General features: G+C 52.4%; 17 protein-coding genes and 2 pseudogenes. 1 reads left to right on the top strand and 18 read right to left on the bottom strand.

The window, feature by feature from the left end; translation table 11 throughout:
* Positions 1–221: 221 nt before the first annotated feature.
* The 7 genes and pseudogenes from ET33_RS01645 to ET33_RS01670 form a co-directional block, all read right to left on the bottom strand.
* Positions 222–716: pseudogene (locus tag ET33_RS01645) on the bottom strand (imm11 family protein); the annotation flags it as partial.
* Positions 717–742: 26 nt separating this feature from the next.
* Positions 743–1873, bottom strand: a complete 1131-nt coding sequence (locus ET33_RS01650) for a pentapeptide repeat-containing protein (RefSeq protein WP_036675552.1) — start codon at positions 1871–1873, stop codon at positions 743–745.
* 49 nt (positions 1874–1922) lie between these two features.
* Positions 1923–3404, bottom strand: a complete 1482-nt coding sequence (locus ET33_RS01655) for a hypothetical protein (RefSeq protein ID WP_036675554.1) — start codon at positions 3402–3404, stop codon at positions 1923–1925.
* Positions 3405–3407: 3 nt separating this feature from the next.
* Positions 3408–4040: a hypothetical protein gene (locus ET33_RS01660; RefSeq protein WP_036675557.1), complete on the bottom strand. Its 633-nt coding sequence runs from the start codon at positions 4038–4040 to the stop codon at positions 3408–3410.
* 240 nt (positions 4041–4280) lie between these two features.
* The gene (locus ET33_RS01665; protein WP_235206614.1) at positions 4281–4577 is read right to left on the bottom strand and encodes a helix-turn-helix transcriptional regulator; all 297 of its coding nucleotides are present in this window, start codon (positions 4575–4577) and stop codon (positions 4281–4283) included.
* Positions 4567–4689, bottom strand: a complete 123-nt coding sequence (locus tag ET33_RS40205) for a hypothetical protein (protein WP_268808304.1) — start codon at positions 4687–4689, stop codon at positions 4567–4569. The genes ET33_RS01665 and ET33_RS40205 overlap by 11 nt, the downstream gene beginning before the upstream one ends.
* 68 nt (positions 4690–4757) lie before the next feature.
* Positions 4758–5372, bottom strand: a complete 615-nt coding sequence (locus ET33_RS01670) for a superoxide dismutase (RefSeq protein WP_036675561.1) — start codon at positions 5370–5372, stop codon at positions 4758–4760.
* 656 nt (positions 5373–6028) lie between these two features.
* Here ET33_RS01670 and ET33_RS01675 point away from each other — a divergent pair.
* Positions 6029–6532 carry a fascin domain-containing protein gene (locus ET33_RS01675; RefSeq protein ID WP_036675565.1) on the top strand — a complete coding sequence of 168 codons (504 nt, stop codon included), beginning with the start codon at positions 6029–6031 and terminating at the stop codon, positions 6530–6532.
* 109 nt (positions 6533–6641) lie between these two features.
* On the opposite strand, the gene ET33_RS01680 is transcribed toward ET33_RS01675, so the two are convergent.
* From ET33_RS01680 to ET33_RS01730, 11 genes and pseudogenes are all read right to left on the bottom strand, one after another.
* Complete coding sequence (locus ET33_RS01680; protein WP_036675568.1) at positions 6642–7649, bottom strand: hypothetical protein; 1008 nt, start codon at positions 7647–7649, stop codon at positions 6642–6644.
* Positions 7637–7852, bottom strand: a pseudogene (locus ET33_RS39585) (hypothetical protein); the annotation flags it as partial. The pseudogene ET33_RS39585 and the gene ET33_RS01680, both read right to left, overlap by 13 nt.
* 223 nt (positions 7853–8075) lie before the next feature.
* The gene (locus ET33_RS36955) at positions 8076–9263 is read right to left on the bottom strand and encodes a 2OG-Fe(II) oxygenase (protein WP_063761609.1); all 1188 of its coding nucleotides are present in this window, start codon (positions 9261–9263) and stop codon (positions 8076–8078) included.
* A 144-nt stretch (positions 9264–9407) separates the two neighbouring features.
* Positions 9408–9923 (bottom strand): DUF4358 domain-containing protein, encoded by a 516-nt coding sequence (locus tag ET33_RS01695; RefSeq protein WP_309599535.1) that lies wholly within the window; start codon positions 9921–9923, stop codon positions 9408–9410.
* A 23-nt stretch (positions 9924–9946) separates the two neighbouring features.
* Complete coding sequence (locus ET33_RS01700; RefSeq protein ID WP_036675576.1) at positions 9947–11095, bottom strand: DHHW family protein; 1149 nt, start codon at positions 11093–11095, stop codon at positions 9947–9949.
* Between the two features lie 17 nt (positions 11096–11112).
* Positions 11113–12519, bottom strand: a complete 1407-nt coding sequence (locus ET33_RS01705; RefSeq protein WP_036675580.1) for an MBOAT family O-acyltransferase — start codon at positions 12517–12519, stop codon at positions 11113–11115.
* Positions 12520–12546: 27 nt separating this feature from the next.
* A complete protein-coding gene (locus tag ET33_RS01710) occupies positions 12547–13215 on the bottom strand; it encodes a GDSL-type esterase/lipase family protein (RefSeq protein ID WP_081890160.1) in 669 nt (222 codons plus the stop codon).
* A 23-nt stretch (positions 13216–13238) separates the two neighbouring features.
* Positions 13239–14021 (bottom strand): polysaccharide deacetylase family protein, encoded by a 783-nt coding sequence (locus ET33_RS01715; RefSeq protein WP_036675584.1) that lies wholly within the window; start codon positions 14019–14021, stop codon positions 13239–13241.
* Between the two features lie 121 nt (positions 14022–14142).
* Complete coding sequence (locus ET33_RS01720; RefSeq protein WP_036675588.1) at positions 14143–15966, bottom strand: sensor histidine kinase; 1824 nt, start codon at positions 15964–15966, stop codon at positions 14143–14145.
* Positions 15963–16640, bottom strand: a complete 678-nt coding sequence (locus ET33_RS01725) for a response regulator transcription factor (RefSeq protein ID WP_036675966.1) — start codon at positions 16638–16640, stop codon at positions 15963–15965. Before ET33_RS01725 ends, ET33_RS01720 begins: the two co-directional genes overlap by 4 nt.
* Positions 16641–16767: 127 nt before the next feature.
* Positions 16768–17886: an FtsW/RodA/SpoVE family cell cycle protein gene (locus ET33_RS01730; RefSeq protein WP_036675593.1), complete on the bottom strand. Its 1119-nt coding sequence runs from the start codon at positions 17884–17886 to the stop codon at positions 16768–16770.
* Positions 17887–17916 lie beyond the last annotated feature (30 nt).

The raw sequence follows: 17916 nt of genomic DNA on the forward strand, positions 1-17916 counted from the left end.
AAAGTGGTTTTGACTAGAATAGAGATACATACGGAAGTGGGGTATCTACTGGAGGAGCGATAGCGTGCGCCTTTGTCTGCGGGAAATATCCGCTGCTAAGCGGCTTCCAATAAAAATTTCCTGCAGACAACAGCGACCGGAAGTAGATACCCCACCCCCTCGTACACTCTATTACCTCAATCTGGCCACTTTCTCAACAAGCTCAGAGCAACGCTATTCCCCTAATCCAACTCCACCGGGGTCAAATGAAGCCCGGTAAACGCCCGTCGGAGCAAGCTTTCCGCGATGTCCAGCCGGACGATCAGCACATCTTCCTGCAAGCCCGCCACGCGAAAAATGCGCTCCCGCCGCACGTTTGGCGCCGACAGCACCAAGCGTCGGCAAGTCCTGCCGGCGTCCACCTGCGTCTTCCCGGACAAACAATCCAGCTCGCCCGGCTCCATAAACCAGTAAATGTCTTGACGCTGCGTGCTTCGCCCGGTCACGATAGCGGATTGAAACCGCAGCCGGTCGTCGTATTTCTCAAGCAGCGCTTTCAGCCGGTCCGATACGAGCCGGCGCGGGTGGTCGATGAAGTCGAGGTAAACCGGCTTGTCCCCGTCCTCTTTCACAAACACGATGTTCCGCTCCTTAATCTCCATATCCCGGCTGACTTGCTCCAGCCTCAAGCCGTCGATGAACCGCTTATCCTGCTGCAAACGAAAATAGTACATGAGCCCGTTCTGTCCTCCCCGGCATGGGTCTAGTTCCGAACCTCAACCAGCCGCCCCGTCTCGTCTTCTTCCATCCATCGCACCTGCCGCTTCTGCTCCTCGCTAAGCGTAAACTTGGCCGCCTCCTGCAGAATGATCTTGGCTTCCCGCAAATCGGCTCCTTGGAAGTCCGCATGCTCCAAGTCCGCAAACATCAGGTTCGCCCCTTGCAGGTTCGCCCCGGCAAAGCTGACGCCGAAGGTGCCCATAACCTGCCCTTCATGAATAAGCGGCTCACCACCGACGGCTTCCTGAAAATTCGCCCCCTGCAGGTCGCAATGGCTGAAGTTAGCGTCATACAGCACGCTTTGGCTCAGATCGACGTCCCGCATGCGGCTGCCACTGAAATCGACCCCTAAGCAGACGCTTTTGTTCAGGCGGCTTCCCGTCAGATTAGAGCTGGCCAGATGGCTGTAAGCCACATCGGCCCCTTCGTAGCGACCGCCGCTCAAATCGAGCTTGCGCCAGTCCTGATAGCGGAAAAGCGTGCCGTCCTGCCGCTCCAGCGAAGCGCGGATCGCCGCCGCATCCTTTTCCTCGCGCACTTCCACCCACACGTCCTCGCTCAGATCAAGGTACTCGCCCGCGCGAATGCGGAACGTATCTGCCCGCTGGATTCGTTGAAACTCCGGCAGCTCCACAATATGCGAAGCGGCCGCCCGGACGAGGCTGACGACATAATGGCCGGCGATAGACACGTCTTCCATCCAGACGCGGTCGCTTTCCAAGGGCAAAATATCGGTGCCGTAGCTTTTGCGTGCCTCGTCTATTTTTTTCCGGTACATTTCCAAATGATCATACAGCCAAGGCAGCTCGTGCAGCTCCATACAAGCCGCCCGGTCCAAATACCAAGTATCGTCGTACGCTTCCAGACTGCACATGAGCTTTCCTTGTCCAAGCCACGAGCGCAAATAAGAGACGTGGATATAGGCTATGGGACGCTTGTCACCGGCCTCTTGCATCGCATGAATGCGAAGGCAAAGCTTGCGGAACGGCTCGATCCACTCCCGAATGCGGGCCTTGGCCTGCTCCCGGACCTCCGCGCCCAAACGCTTAATCAATGCCTCCTGCTGCGGCGCGACCTCCTGCGTCAGCCATCGTTCTAACGGTTCCTGCTGCAATCGTTTCTCCTCCCCGGCATTTGTCCGCTCGCGCAAGCGTGCGCTTCGTTTAGTTGTTATGAACCTGGGTGCCTTTCACATCGACGCGGTCCTCCAGCACGACGGAGCTGGCTTTGCAGGTCAATTCGATTTTTTCCTGAGCGGAAATCGTTATTTTTTTCGAGGTCATCGTCACTTCCTCGGTCGCTTTCACCGTTACGTTTTTGCTGCTGATAATCGAGATGCCGTCCGCATCGCTGAGCGTGATCGACACGCCGTCGCCTGTGATGAGAATGTGGTCTGGAGCGAGCACGATCATTTTGCCGTTCTTAGTCTTGATCGTTTTGATGCTCGGGTCTTCCATCGGATCGCTTCCGCCACCGCCGGCCGCCCCCGACGCTCCGCCTCCTCCTGCCGCTCCACCGCCGCCTACGGCTCCCGCCTCGGGCTTTGGCTTTGGCACGGAGCTGATCGCAATCGCATCCTCTTCCTTGTGCGTCGGAAAATAAATGCGCACATCGTCCCCGTTCTCGGGCATGCAATACCAGCCGGCATTGTCCTCGGAAGCATAGATCGTCGAGTATGGAAACCAGAACGCTTTTCCTGTGTCCTGCGCTGGATCGATGTTCAAATGCGCTTTGATTTTGTCTTTGGCGACCGCAATCACTTTCCCTTGCAGCGACGCCCCGACGATGGACATGTTATACTGCTTCCGCACGCTCAGACCCGGACGCGTGGTCAACAGATACTTATATTTCAGAAGTCCGTCGAGCATGCTCACCCGGACCTCATAGACAACGAGCCGCTGCCGGTCAAACGTCACTTCCATGCCGATTTCGAACACTTGATCGGTTTCCACTTCATAAAAGATGCAATCGCTCTCGCTTAACTCCGGAATCAGCCCCTGTACTGATTGTTGGTACAGCTCCATCCGTTTGTGCACGCGGTAATGATAAGCGTTCACTTCCCCTTTGAAGCCGAGGTCCGGAACGCCGAAATGGACTCTTGGGGAATCAAAGGCGACGGCAGGCACGAGCCCGGTATGGAAATGGGAGGCTAACCGTTTCAGCAATTCCCAGTCCGTCTCCCGGTACTGCAGAACAACACGGCCGATCGCAGCGCCGTTCGAGGCCGCATCCATCACGTCTGCGCCGTCATAGTCCTGCACGACCTTGTCCACCAGCTGCGAATAGGCCATTCCCACGTCCTGAAACGTGCGGTCCTTGCGCGTCACATCGAATTGATACGACAGCGATACGGCTTCCAGCTCCAACTGGTAAACGTCCCGCACTTGATGAATTTGCATGCTCATAATCATGCCCTGAAACAGGTGGATTTTCCCACCCTGCTCGGTCTTTTGGGAAACGGTGATATTCGTCCGGGCATGATTCATTTCCATGTAGCTGGCTTTCAGCTCTTCCGGGACGATGCCGGTCAAGCGAAGCGTGGCATGCTCGTTGATTTGCTTGACGATCGCCAGCTCCTGGATCGATTCGAACGCAAAAGGCGTAACTTCCAGATCCTGATAAGTCGCATAAGACCGTTCTGCCACCCTTTATTCCTCTCCTTCCCGCTTCGGATTGATTTGTAGGACGTCCATGATGCCGTGGGCGATCGGGCGCCACTGCTCCGTATATTTCTCCATGCAGTTCAAGCCAAAAAAGACGCCTTTTCCATCCAGTTCAATGAAAAAGATGCCGTTATACATGACTCCGTCCAGCACCGGCACGGAAAATTCATAAAAGCCCATCTTGCGGCCGCCGACCTCGCGGACGCCTTCGCCGATCCATTTGGCATTCGGCTGCATCCGCCGGATCATGAAGCTGAGATCCTTGACGAACGTGTCCATTTCGTCGTTTACCATCCGGTTGGCCGTCGGATTTACGGTCAGGTTAATCTCCAGCGTCGGGTCGGTATAGATCAGCTTCGGCCGGCGGTCGGCCGGATATTTGATCTTGGCGTAATCCTCCGGCATAGGCTCGAAGGAATCCGGCACAAACATGAACACTTGTCCGGGGACCACTTCCGTTCTGGAAAACGTGATCGTCTCGTCGCCCAGCACAAGCTCCCCCGCTTGAATCGCCCGGCTGACGTTCTCTGCCGACAAGGCCGCCTTCAGCGCCTTCTGACGTTCTTCCTGCTCCTGCTTGCCTATTAGCTCAAGCCACTGCTCGTCCATATGCTCCATCGTTCAGCCTGCCTTCCGTTCCGTCTCCATATTGCGCGGAATCTTTGATTTTTCTGCAAATTCGTTCCAGATTACACTTTTCATTGTATATCGGACAGGGCGCTTGAGATTTTTAGATATTTTTAGTAATTTTTCCATAAGTGTGTTAACAATCACAAATTTGAGCCGCAGGCGGCAGCCAAAACAAAAAAAGCAGCTCATCCTCTAAGAGGCTGGCTGCGTCGCTATGCTTACATCGTTTTAAGATTTGCGGATCTCGCTCGGGTTGTAGCCTAACGTTTTGCGGAACAGCAGGGAGAAATGACTTAAATTATGATAGCCGACCATCCCGGCCGCTTCGCTGACATTGACTTTGCCCTGCTCCAGCAGGCTGCGCGCTTCGTTCATCCGCAGTGCGCACACATAGCCGAATACCGTCGTGCCGAACAACTCTTTGAAGCCCAGCTTAAGCTTGTAATCGTTGAGACCGGCCATTCTCGCAAGCTCAAGCAGACCGGGAGGCTCTTTCCACATGCGGGACAAAATATCATTCGCCAAGTGCAAGCACCGGATATCTTCCACCTTCAGCTTCGATTTCGCCTGATGCCCTGCCGCATTCTCCGTCGCCGCGTCTCCCTAGGTCTTTGGAATTTACTTGCAGCTTCATCATGCGGACCTCCTTGTCGCTGTACGCGGAAAATGGCCGAAGCAGCTTGCCGCCTCGGCCAACATTGCATTTTAACGAATCGCTTCGTTATATCGGCGGTTGACCTCTTCCCAGTTGACGACATTCCACCAGGAAGACACGAAGTCCGGCCTCTTGTTCTGATACTGCAAATAATAGGCATGCTCCCACACATCGACGACCAGAATCGGGGTTTTATTTTCCATAAAAGGAGTGTCCTGATTCGGTGTACTGGTCACTTCCAGTTTGTCTCCGTCGACAACAAGCCATCCCCAGCCCGATCCGAAACGGCTGATTGCCGCTTTCGTCAGCTCGTCCTTCATTTGCTCGAAACTGCCGAAATACTTCTCGATCCCCTTGGCAATATCTCCATAGGGCGCTCCGCCCCCGTTAGGACTCATGATGGACCAGTACAGGCTATGACCGTAATGCCCGCCCCCGTGATTCCGGATGGCCATCCGAATATCCTCCGGCACATCGTTCAGATTGCTGATCAGCTCTTCGACGGTTGCATTCTTAAACTGCGAATGGCCCTCCAGCGCCTTGTTTAAATTCGCTATATACGTTGCATGATGCTTGCTATGATGAATTTCCATCGTCCTGGCATCCAGATAAGGCTCCAGCTCGTCATATCCGTAAGGCAGCTCCGGCAAAATAAATTGTTCCATTCCATAATCTCCTTTTTCCAATTGTTTGTTACACCCCAAGTTTACACGATTGGAACATTTTTGTATATATACAATTATGTTTCCTTAGGTAAACATTTATTCAGTAGAATATCTGCTGCCTCTCGCCATAGGATTGATACAAACAATTTCATAAATACTTCGTTCGCTGCTCGTCGCCGTTCCGTTGATCTCCACGCTGGGATTTTTCCCAAGCTTTTTTGCAGGTATTTCTCGTGTTTACCCTTGTCAGTCTGGTTGATCTTGTTGTGGTGGATTGGCTTATCTTTTGCTTCGTCGCACCTGCCTTCACAGATGCGACCGCTCCCGTTTCACTTAAAAAGATTGCCGCTAATCGGCTTTGAGCCGTGCTGGGTCGGCAGTCTTTTTTTATTTTCTGCAAAACGGTGAAAACCACGCAGTTCTTTGTCGTCCACGCATCCAGAAAATAAAGACATTTTTTTAGTAGTTCTAACCAATGGATTTAATAACATATATTGTAATAATTTACATCAAAAGGAGGTGAATGAGGTGGCATGGATTGTTCCGCGCAAGGATCGTCTGAGGACGACGGGTTTTTACCCTTAACTCCAAGAGCACGGAATTAAGCGCGAAGAAATCAATAAAACGAAAAAAAGAATCAAAAGGAGAGTTACCATATGAAAATGTTATTGAAAAAAGTTCCGCTTTTCCTGTTCGCTATCGTTATGGCGTTTTCCTTCTCGCTCGCAGCAAGCGCGGCTCCGTCCGCCGACCAAGCCGCTGCGGCGTCTGTCATCAGCTTTCAGTCGGCTAATGGATCGTGGATTAAAGTTAATGGAGACGGCAGCGTAACGGCAGACGCCAGCTCGGCGGATCAAGCGGCCAAATTTGATCTGGTCCCGGTGGACGCGCAGTATTTCGCATTAAAATCTCATAACAACGGCAAGTTTGCTTCCTTCAAGGCCGACGGCACCGTAGTCGCGAATGCCGCTTCGATCGGCACGACTGAAAAAGTAACCATCACCTACGTGGTTAACACGCCTCAAGAAAAAGCGATTCAGGCCAAAGCTTCAAGCAACGGCAAATATATCAGTGCCGTCAACGGCGGCGGCGGAAAAGTTGTCGTAAACGTTGCCACTCCGTCCAAATTCGAAACATTCAAAGTGAAAAACTGGCAATAACCCGCACCCTTGACCGTCAGGGTGACGATTAAATAAAGAAAGGCGCCAAGAAGTCGCGAACGCGACATCATTGGCGCCTTTTGCGGCTGAGAATTCAGAGACTGAGGTCTTACTTTAGGCTTCCGGGCAGACCTGTTCTGACCGCCAGCCCCCAACCAAAAAACTCGGTGTGCGCCACTTCCGCGCGAATCGTATTGGACCCGGCCTTCCATTGCACCGGGATATGGGCATGATCGGGCCGGATTCGTCCGTCGCTGGCCGGCGGATTCCACTTCCAGCTTCCTTGGTATACCTCTTTTTCATTAACCCACAGGCGAATGTGGTCGGAGAAACCGACGGTTAACAGCGACTCCGTATCCTCCGCAACAGAAATCTCGGCACAGGCTTCGACACAAAGACCCTGTTCCGCTTTATGCAGTCTGTTCAAATTGAGGACGCCGTTTTCTTCCACCACCGCTTTCGTCCTGTGCGGCTCCTCCGGTCGTTCGTCTTGTACATATGGCTGCGAAACGTGCCATTCCGTAACGAAATCCTCTTCGGCCGATTGCCGGGCGTTCGCTGCTTTGCTTCCTATGGTTGCAGGCGCCAGTTGCTCTACGGTCAGCTTGGAAACGTAGCAGGGCAAGAAGCTCCACAGGCCAATCTTGCCAACAGCGCCTCCGTGCTGAAGGTTCGAGATCACGAGTTGAGGCTCCGGGTCGTCTCCCAAATAAGCGGCCGCTCCGTCCGGATGAACCTCGACGGTGAACGTTTTCCATCCCCCCGTCGTATTCGGCAACGGCTTTTGATACGAAGGGCCGTTGTAAATCTGCCATGTCATCGACCCGTTCATCACCGGATCGTATTGAATTTCCTCCGGAGCAAGATAGATCAACTCGTAATTGGCCGTATCCTTGGTTCCGAACGCGAAACCTACAAACCCTATGGGTTCGGGTATCGCTACCTCCGCCCGAAGACGAAAGGAGCGAAAAGGTATTTCGTCACGGAGAAAGACAGCAGAGTTCATTTTTTCCATATAGAGCGCCTTCCGGCCATTCCACACCGCTGCACGGGCTTCGGAATCGCCCAAGTCCCATTTTTCCAATTCGTCGCCTGGATAATAAGTCAAGCTTGCCATCCTTGCACCTCATTTTCGAAAAATTTTGCTGCTGTAACATCAATATAAAACGGCTGTCGGAACCGGATGCGGTCGAATTGCTCTATGGACGACGACGGCACATGCTTGCCGACGCGGACCAACAGACAGTTGGCCGGATGGGAGCAGATCTCCGGGTCGTCGGTTGCGTACCAGACCATATCGACGCATTGCATCCGCCGCTCCGCCGAAACAGGCCCTTCCACTACAAACGTATTATTTTGCCGTTGTACCGTCTTGGAGTGATAAAGCTTGGGATGCGCTCCTATCGTTCAGATCGGGGATATTTGCAGTCCTCGGAGTTGGAATATTTCCCCTCACTATCTATCATTGACCGCGCTTTCCGCGGGTGTCAAGTTTGTTTTCAAATAAAAAACTATCATGAGCCTTCATGATAGTTTTGCGCTATTAATCGTTTGTTTTGATATGAGCGAAGCTCCCGCTAACCGGCTGAGGATCGGTCAACAGATGCAGGCTGGGACAAGACCTCTCAATTGCTTTATGAAGCCTCAAAATCTCGTCCGTCGAGTGTGGCGACCGGATGTTAAGCTTGTAAGTGATGTTCCGAGGGGCCGCGGGAGTCCAAATGTCAATCGCGCTCAGCTCGCCTGTGACTTCAACGTCCACATAATGCAGCGTAATTCCTCTTGCAGCGGCAAGCGACAAAGCGACTTGGACGAGCCCGCTGCCCAGCGCACCGAGCATCATCTCCGCCGGACCGGGCCCCATGCTGTACCGCTCCCCGGCTACGGCTATAATATCCGTGGTAATCTGGAAGTCGCGCATATGGATTTCCCGTTTCCCGGAGGCCCCTTTCGCTACGACTTTGGCTTGCAGCTTGGGCGGCTCGCCCGAACGAAGCTGCTCTTGTCTCCGGGCGGTCACGTCCTCTTGCAGCTTCATGACTTCAGCTTGTTGATCCGCCTTCGCAGGAGGCAGCATCGCCGGGACGGACGGAGCGGTCTCTTGCGGATCGGAAGCCGCCCGACGAGACTCGTACTGCGGCCGCTCCCGAAACCATAAGGTCGCGATCCATTTCTCCCCTTCTCTTAGCTCGCGGGAGCCGTGTAAAGAGAGCGAGTGCCGTTCGTTGGTGCCTCGCTTGCACGTTTCGAATACGATCAAAGTGCCTTCGGAAGGGGCAATGTCCAGATTCAACTCCGGAAAATAGGTTTCCCCGCCCGCATCGACGGTATTTAAATACAGGAGAGCCGTGTAAAGACGCTGGCCCCCTTGATCGTAGAACCTTTTACCGTCCACCGTATGCAGATCGTACGTATCGAAATGCGCTCCGAACTTGCCGCCGACCCCGTATCTCGCAATTTGCAAACTTTCCGCGTAATGAAGCGGCCGGCCCACTAGAGCTGCGAGCCGTTCGGACACTTCCCGTACGAGCGGATGCGAATCATGGTGAAACCAGGCAAATTCCGATTTTCGGAATTCGGAGGCGACGACTTCCTTTTCCCCGATCACCTTGGCAGGCTCCAGCTGATGTCTTGCCAATTCGATCAACTGCCTGCATTCCGGCCCGGATACGGCTTGCTCATAGCTTGCGACAAGCGGCTCTTCATGAAAGACAACCGAAGGTTCCTTCACCGTTACTCTCCTCCAGTGGTTTAATATGCATGCGGATAAGCACCATCCTTCATAACATATTAAAAGTCGCCGTGCCCCGTGTGGACGAATGAAAAGGCGCATAAGCCTTATTCAAAATCCATCTCGCAACAAGCAGCAGCGCGGTCAATTCCGCCGAAGAGCCTCGTCGAAGACTTGCTCTATACGGTCGGCGTCCTTCGAGACTGCGAATAGAACAAAGCGGCCTACTCGCTTCAAGACATGCTTTTGGATTAAACCGTACTCCTCCGGGCGGTAATCTTTAAATTTCGCCGTCTGCGCATCGATTCTTTTCGATACGTTTTGCTTGACGCGTTCCGCTTGGGCCGCATCCTTCGCTTGAATGACAGCTACTTCATCTGCTTTCACATTCGATGCGGCCGTATACAGAACGAAGTCCTCGACTTCGTCGTCGCCGAGACGATACAACCGCTGGAGCGTTTCCTTGTCCCGCCGCTTCAGCTCCTCCAACTTCACCGCTTGCTTCAGGCGCTGTGCCAGTTCGCCGATCGTCACCTCGCTGCGCTCCCCCTCCGGTTTGCCGGAGCATCCTGTCATCACGGCGGTGAAAACTGCCGTAATCGCCAGCAGCAGGATCAAACGCTTCCTATTTACAATTGCAAACAAACTTATCATCGACATCGTACTTTCCTCTCCTCTTCGGCTCATTCCGCCGGCTCACCCAACCTGTTCAACGACGGATCTTCAAAAAACGTATTGGCGTTATACAACAGCAGCACGTCGCGGATGCTACGCTCTTGAATGAGCGTCTTCAAGTCCTCCTCGTAATATCTCGGATCAACGACATAAATTTCGCTGAAATGCGGCGTCAGAAAAGGAATGAGGCTGTTGGCATACGAATCCTTGACTACCAGCAATTTCGCTCTGTCGCGAAGGCCTGTCGTTATCCGGATTAACGAATGATTGCCGTCGAAAAATACCGTGTACTTGTCCTTCTTGCCAAGATTGTCCATCGCATACATGGAATCCGAGGTTCGCCCCTCTTCGACGTAGGCTACGGTACAGTTCCCTCCCGCCTTCGGCATATAAAGCTCAATGCTGTCGGGCTCGACATGCCGGAAGCCGCTCTTCGAATACAGCGATCCATAGAACTCGTCCGTCACTGTGCGGATCGTAAAATCCTCTTCCTTCCTCGGGGTCAGCCCCATCCGCTTGCTTAGCTCCTGATAGGCGTAGAATGCGCCTCTTGTCGTCCAATGGTGATCGGTTTTATAGTAAACGGACTGTTCCCGCTGCGCACGAAGCGCGGGATATACGTCGACGAAACGGATATCCCTGTTGAGCGACCGCCTCATCTGATCGAGATACGCCAGCTCCTCGCCGGCCGGAGCGTAGTCCGGAAGCTTGTCCGCAAGCACGCTGACGGCGGTAGGTACGAGCATGACGAACATGCGCAGTCCGGGCGCAGCCTTCGCGAGGGAATGGATCGCATTGACTTTCACTTCCAAATCGCCGTCCGCAGACGGGGTGAACTTTTGAATCAAGTAGCCGTCTTTCCCGAGGTAAACCCCGTTGCTCTCCTTCTTCCCCATCGCCCGATCCGTATCGGATTTGATACCGATCCAGAAATCTCTGGCCATAAATTGATCGGAGATATATTTCTCAAAGCCGGAAGTAAATTTCCCCGAAACGAGGCTGTGCAACGAAAGCTGCGGAATCTGCTCCAGGCTTCGGTTTTCCGCTTCCGAAAACGATGTGCTCGGCTTGAACAAATTTACAATCAGCACGCCTCCGAGAAAAAGCAAGAGCAGCATAGCAATAAGCGATTGCGATCGTTTACCGTACTTGTGCATGAATAAGATCACCGTCTTCAAAATCTAAAATAGAGGAAAGGATTGTAGGTGGCATTGACCAAATATGCCGTTGACAGAAACAGCAAGACGAAATACACCGCAGGGACGGCGATAACGCCAGTCCTTTGGAACCTTGCAGTAAGCCAAGCTAGAGCTTTACTCGGAAACGGGGTCGAGCATAAAGCCAATACGATCAACAGGAGAAAATTCGCCGACAAATCGTACCATGTGCGTTTGTCCGCGAAGCCGTGCGCCCCGAAGCCAAACATCGTTCCGATATATGCGGTGGCTGACGACAGCTTCTCGAATTCGAAAAATACCCAGCCGATCGTTACGATCACCAGTGTATACGCATGCCCGACCATGCGGGGCTTACTTTGCAGCCATCTTAACAGAAACAGCTTTTCGACCGTGACGAAGAACCCGAAATATAAGCCCCAGACGACGAAATTCCAGCTCGCCCCGTGCCATAATCCGGTTAAAAACCATACAACCAGCAAATTCCGGAATTGGTTCAGCATGCCCGCCCGATTGCCACCAAGCGGAATATATACATACTCCCGAAACCAGGAGCCTAACGAAATGTGCCACCTGCGCCAAAACTCCGTGACGCTTCTGGACATATACGGATAGTTGAAGTTTTCCATAAAATCAAATCCGAACATTTTGCCAAGGCCGCGCGCCATATCCGAATAACCACTGAAATCGAAATAAATTTGAAACGTAAAAGCGATGATGCCCAGCCAGGCGGAAGCCGCGGTCAGCTCATCCGCGGGCGTCGCTTTCACACTTGCCCACAGCAGCCCGATGTTGTTGGCCAGAAGCACTTTTTTGGCAAGTCCCCGGACGAACAGCGCCGCTCCTTCGCCGAACCGGTCCAGCGTCACGCTCCGGTCCGCAAGCTGATGCGCAATATCGCCGTACTTGACCATCGGACCCGCAACAAGCTGCGGAAACATCGTAATATAGGTGCCGAACGACAGCAGATTGCGCTGCACCGGGATTTTGTCCCGGTACACGTCCACCACATAAGACATGGTCTGAAACGTATAGAACGAGATGCCGACCGGAAGCGGGAGCGCGGCCGCCTGAATCGACAAGCCGAACAGCTGATTGAGATTGTCCACGAGGAAGCCGTAATATTTGAAGAAGCCGAGAATTCCCAAATTGACGGCGATGGAGCCGACGAATATCGTTCGGGCGACGCCTTTGCGGCTTCTGTACTTATCGATCAGCAGCCCGTTCACATAGTCGAATAGCGTAGAAAAGACCATGATAACGATATATACGGGCTCTCCCCAGGCATAAAACACCAGACTGACGAAGAGCAGAACGGCATTCCGAAGCCCGGCAGGCGACACATAATAAACGAAAAGCGTCAAAGGCAGAAACAAGAACAGAAAGATCAGACTGCTGAATACCAATGCCCGTTCACTCCTTGCCGAAAGCTCCTATTTCACTTGATCCTGCAAAAGCTTCAGCAGCTGCGCATAATATTCGGCCTTCATATGGATGCCGTCCGTATCGTGAAGGTCCGGATGAGCCGTAAAAATCGGGGATACATCGGTATAATCCACCTTTTCCTTGGCAGCAAGCTCCTTCAGGCCTTGATTATAATCCGCAATGTTTTGATAACGGGACTCGCTCTTCTCCGCTTCCGCCGTCACCGGAGTGACCGACATGATCGTAATTTTGGCTTTCGGCAGCTTTTCCTTGATTTTACCGATCAGCTGCGCGTAGTTTGTCAGCGAAAATTGCTTGGGATTGTCCGTAGGCCACAAGAGGTCGTCCGATCCTAATTGGATGAAAACATGCTTCGGGTTTCGTCCGGCCAAGTCGTCTACATCCTCCAAGGCGAACATCGCGGTCGCCCCCGCTTTGCCCATCACGTTTTTATCATCCAGCACTCCATGGAACGATAGCCCTTCCGTAATTGAATCCCCGAGAAAGACGCTTGAGCTATACATCGATTTATACGAAGAAGCCTCGGCGGTCGCAGCAGCCGCTTCCTTCTCTCGGGTCGCAGCGGCCAGGCCTTGCTCCCGTTCTTGATTTCCGCAGGCCGCCAACGTTAATGCGATAGCTCCTGCCAGTACGATGGCCGTCATTTTGTTTCCCATTTCAATTCCCACTCCTTTGTGATTTACAAGCGATGATCCTTCATGAAATTCAGGTGAAAATGCTTCGTTTCGTCATAGACGGCGAACTTGTAGCCCTTTTGCTTATAAAAATCGATGATTTCCTGCAGCACTTGCAGCGTTTGCGGTTTTTCGTGCATGAGCACGACTTCCAGATCCGCCTTCGTCTGCTTCTTGATGTTGTCGACGATCTCGCTCGGGCGGTCTTTGAGCTTCCAATCGTTCGAATCAATGGTCCAGTCCCACACCTTGACTCCCGCTTGCACAATTTGATCGCGGAGGCGCTTATCGTTTAATCCCGGCGCCGAACCGTACGGCGGGCGCACCAAATGCGGATTCTCGCCCGTGATCTGGTGGATGAGCGACAACGTTTGCTTCATCTCCGGCACGAATTGCTTCTCTTCGTACAGCTTCTTATATTGATGCGTCATGCTGTGGCCGCCGACGTAGTGCCCTTCCCGTACGGCACGTCTCACTTGATCCTGCAAATTGGCGCGTTTTAAATTGCTCCCCTGCATGTAGAAGGTCGCCTTGATGTTATTCCGCTTCAGGACGTCCAGAAATTCCCCCGTCCACTCGCTCGGGCCGTCATCAAACGTTAAGTAGACGACTTTCCCTTTCTGCGAGTCATCGGCAGCCGCTGCTGACGCTCTCGCAGCTACAGGCACTCCGTCGGATTTCGGGACCTCCTTTTCAGGAAAGACCGGCAACTCCGACAACCCGATGAACAGCAGCCCTGCGGCAGCCAGTATGACGCCCCATCTTCTTGCTCTTTTCCTGCTTCCCACTCCATCCATCTCCTTTCTCTGTTGATAGATTAATAGAGTAAGATGAAGTGCAGATCGCATTCAGATGAGTTAAAGAATAGCAAGCGCTGCAAGCACACAAAAAAAGTGCAGAACCGAAGTTCTACACTTTCTTATTCAGACGGAAAAAGAACAGCACGCCGTCCGCCGTATTGGTCACTCCATAAGCTACCCCGTGCAGCTCCAATATTTTTTTGCAGATCGCAAGCCCCAACCCGGTTCCTCCCGTGGAACGATGACGGGAAGGCTCGCCGCGGTAAAACCGATCCCAGATTTTTTCCAGATGCTCGTCCGGGATGGAAGCCCCTTTATTTTCAATACGGATCATCACCGTATCGCGCTCCTCGACGGTCGAAACGTAAATGGATTCTCGTTCCGGCGTATACCGAATGGCGTTGGTTAAGAAATTGACGACCACCTGTTCGATCCGATGCTGATTGGCAACCACGACAGCCGGGGACAGCTGGAGGTGCAGCTGCAATTGCTTTTGCTCGATTTCGATGGCTAACTTCTCGCATACCTGCCCGATGACAGCATCGATCGCGAACGAATCCATCTTCATCCTATACGTCCCCGACTCGTATTTCGCCAGATCGAGCATATCGACGATCAGCAGGTCCATCTTCTTCACTTCGTTCTCCATGGCGGCGAAATAGTGGTCTCTCTTGTGGCTTGCCACCCCGTCCCTCAGAATCGACAAACAGCTTTGGATCACGCTCAGCGGCGTCTTCAATTCATGCGATACACCGGAAATAAATTCTTTCCTCGTATGCTCCAGCTGCTTTTCTTTCTCGATATCCTGCTGCAGCTGTTCGATGTAGGAATGCAGCCGGTCGGAAAGCTCGTTAATATTGCGCGACAGGTCCCCGATCTCATCCTTGGTTGTAATCGGAATTTTTTCAGAAAAGTCCAGGTCCGCAATCTTTCTTGTCGTATGGTTGATGCGCAGTAAAGGACGGGCAATCCCGCGGGAATAATAGAACGATGCCAGCAGCACGAGGAGCAGTGTAGCGATAATGATATACACATAGTAATCTTGCATCACCCCCGCGGCCTCATCTACAGGCTGCAGTGACGTCATCGCGAAAATGTACATGGGATTCCCTGCCGGATCTTCGATACGGTCCACGAATATTTTGTAATTCACATGGTTTTCTTCATAATTCATGATCCGGCTCGCATTCGAATCACCGTCATAGTCTCCGTACAGAAGATCCGCCTGAAAAGCTTTGACCCGTTCCAGAAACAAATGGTTCGTATAGCGCGAAACGCCCGCCCCTTCCGGTGTCCGGACTTTCGTAATCGTTCCGGTTACAAGATGGGATGGATATTTTTCGTGATATTGGACCGGATTCTCGAACCGGGGGACGACTTCATACTCCTTCTTCACCAGTTGCTGATTTTCCAGACGGTTTTCCTCTCTCAGATTGGATGCATTCGATCCCATCCGCTGCGGAAACAACCGATTTTTCACCATGATGCCTTCCATAGCAATCCGCTGCCCCTCTTTAATAAATGGTTCAAGGAACGGATTGCCTTTACTGAAATCCTCCACATTCATGACACTGTACAGCGGGATGGCCATCGTATTATTGGAAAGGGCGTGGGTGTCAGTAGAGCGCTCCAAGCGGAACTCCATGTAAAAATCGTCCGTATATTTCAAATTGCCCATGGCGTCCAATGCCGTGATCCAGGTGCTATGCTTTTGATAAAAATCTTGCTCAAGCCTGGCCATGGCCTGTGCGTCTCCGGCATTTTTCAGGTAGTCTTGTTTATAAGCTTGAAGGGCCGTCTTGACCTTCCCTTCTTTTTGATGTACATAAAATTGCTTAAAAAATACGGCTTGTCCGCCAAAAATGATCGTCAGAATAAGCACGCATAAAGCAGTTGTCAGCAAAAACAGCTTAGATACGATGCCTCTCTTCATGCGTGATCCTCGAATTTATAGCCCGAACGGACAACCGTGCCGATGCATTTGGACTTGTCCCCTAATTTGTGGCGCAGATTGCGGATATGGCTATTCACGGTGCGTTCGTCGCCTACGAAGTCGTATCCCCATATTTTGGTAACGAGCTGTTCTCTTGTGATGACGATCCCTTTATTTTTCATTAAGTACGTTAATATTTCGAATTCGGTATGCGTCAAATTGCAGTTCGTCCCGTCTACCGTCACGGTGCGGGAGGGAATACGCACCACAATGCCGCTGCTTTCCAACCTATCGCCCGCAAGCTCGCGAACTCCCCTGCTGTCCAGCAGCCGCTTCGCTCTTGCCAATAAAATGGGAGGGCTGTACGGTTTAGCCACATAGTCATCCGCGCCGAGTTCAAATCCGAGCAGCGTATCATCCTCGTCCACCCGGACCGTCAGCATAAGAATAGGAACGTTCGAACTCTTGCGGATGCGCAGGCACACGGACCAGCCGTCCAGCTCCGGCAGCATGATATCCAAAATAATCAAATGCACTTCGCGTTCCTGAAAGAGCGACAGCGCCTCTTTCCCGTCCCCCGCTTCCAGCACTTCATATCCTTCGTTGATGAAATAGTCCTTCATAATTTCGCGTAAAATAGGTTCGTCTTCTACAATTAATATCGTTCTGTGCATCGATTGCTCTCCCATTGCCGTCGTTGTCCCTATCATTCTATTCCCCTCCAGACCCCGCTTCAAGAAAGAATAATAGGAAAAAGTGAAGATAAAATGCAGATCCAGTGCAGATCGGGTGAAGAAACGCTCATTCGAACGAGCCCTGATGAATTTTAACGCTTAAGACAAGGCCGAGCGCAACCATATTGGTGAGCAGCGAGCTTCCTCCGTAGCTGATGAACGGCAGAGAGATCCCGGTCAACGGCACCAATCCGATATGCATTCCGATATTCACATAAATCTGAAAGACGAGCATAGCCGTCATCCCCGCTACGAGGTAGGAGCCTGCTAATTCCTTCGTCTCCAAAATAATGCCGACCATCCGGTATACCAGCAAAAAATACAGCATGAGCAAAATCGTCGCGCCCAAAAATCCGTACTTTTCGCCGACAACCGCAAAGATCGAATCCGAGTAGGCATAAGGGACAAACCCTTGCTGCTGGTACAGACCGTTATTTCCATGCAGTTGGCCCGAACCGATGGCGATCCGCGCTTGTTCGTAATGCCACGACTTCTGGGGATCGCTTGCTGGGTCCAGGAACGTCTGGATTCTCGCCATCTGATGCGGCTTGATGATCTTCGACAGCAGTTCATGGTCGGCATAATACAGCCACAGCACTGACCCTACCGCAATCCCGGCAGCGCCAACGGCGGTCAGCATATACGACAATCGGATGTTGCCCGTCCACAGCATCCCGAAGAAGATCCCGACAAATACGAGAGCCGTCCCCAAATCGGGCTGCTTCAAAATAAATAGGATAGGCAAGGCAAAAACGGCACAGACGGGAAGAAGATCCTGAACAAAACGCAGCTTCTCTCCCTCCCGCTTTTGTAGCAAATGCGCAGCAAGCAGAATCGTGAACAGTTTCACCGGTTCGGAGGGTTGAATTTCCACGGAGCCGATGCTTAACCACCGGGCCGCGCCGTTCACGACCTGCCCCTTCCAATGGACGTAGGCCAGCATTCCGATGCCGAAGGCGTACAAATAATATGCCAGCTTGCCTGTGAGCAATCGGTAATTGAGTACCGTGACTAACAGCATCGGAATGCAAAAGACGCCGAAATACATCATGCTGCTGATTTGCAGTCCATCCAGTTTAGTCCCCGCGGTGGCCCGGTAAACCGCCACTGTGCCGGCGGCCATCAAGCACAGCATAAGCACAACGATGCCGCGGTCTATTTTTTTCAGCTTATCTAAAAATATCATACGGATACCTCGACCTTCGATTCTTGGGAT

This window comes from Paenibacillus tyrphae (assembly GCF_000722545.1).
GTDB classification, from domain to species: Bacteria; Bacillota; Bacilli; order Paenibacillales; family NBRC-103111; genus Paenibacillus_G; species Paenibacillus_G tyrfis.

Excerpts from the sequence above, each read along its gene's own strand:
- ET33_RS01730 (WP_036675593.1), bottom strand. The coding sequence starts at position 17,886 with ATGATATTTTTAGATAAGCTGAAAAAAATAGACCGCGGCATCGTTGTG.
- ET33_RS01710 (WP_081890160.1), bottom strand. The coding sequence starts at position 13,215 with ATGGGAAACAAAATGACGGCCATCGTACTGGCAGGAGCTATCGCATTA.
- ET33_RS01680 (WP_036675568.1), bottom strand. The coding sequence starts at position 7,649 with ATGGCAAGCTTGACTTATTATCCAGGCGACGAATTGGAAAAATGGGAC.
- ET33_RS40205 (WP_268808304.1), bottom strand. The coding sequence starts at position 4,689 with ATGATGAAGCTGCAAGTAAATTCCAAAGACCTAGGGAGACGCGGCGAC.
- ET33_RS01725 (WP_036675966.1), bottom strand. The coding sequence starts at position 16,640 with ATGCACAGAACGATATTAATTGTAGAAGACGAACCTATTTTACGCGAA.
- ET33_RS01695 (WP_309599535.1), bottom strand. The coding sequence starts at position 9,923 with ATGTCGATGATAAGTTTGTTTGCAATTGTAAATAGGAAGCGTTTGATC.
- ET33_RS01700 (WP_036675576.1), bottom strand. The coding sequence starts at position 11,095 with ATGCACAAGTACGGTAAACGATCGCAATCGCTTATTGCTATGCTGCTC.
- ET33_RS01720 (WP_036675588.1), bottom strand. The coding sequence starts at position 15,966 with ATGAAGAGAGGCATCGTATCTAAGCTGTTTTTGCTGACAACTGCTTTA.
- ET33_RS01675 (WP_036675565.1), top strand. The coding sequence starts at position 6,029 with ATGAAAATGTTATTGAAAAAAGTTCCGCTTTTCCTGTTCGCTATCGTT.
- ET33_RS01670 (WP_036675561.1), bottom strand. The coding sequence starts at position 5,372 with ATGGAACAATTTATTTTGCCGGAGCTGCCTTACGGATATGACGAGCTG.
- ET33_RS01660 (WP_036675557.1), bottom strand. The coding sequence starts at position 4,040 with ATGGAGCATATGGACGAGCAGTGGCTTGAGCTAATAGGCAAGCAGGAG.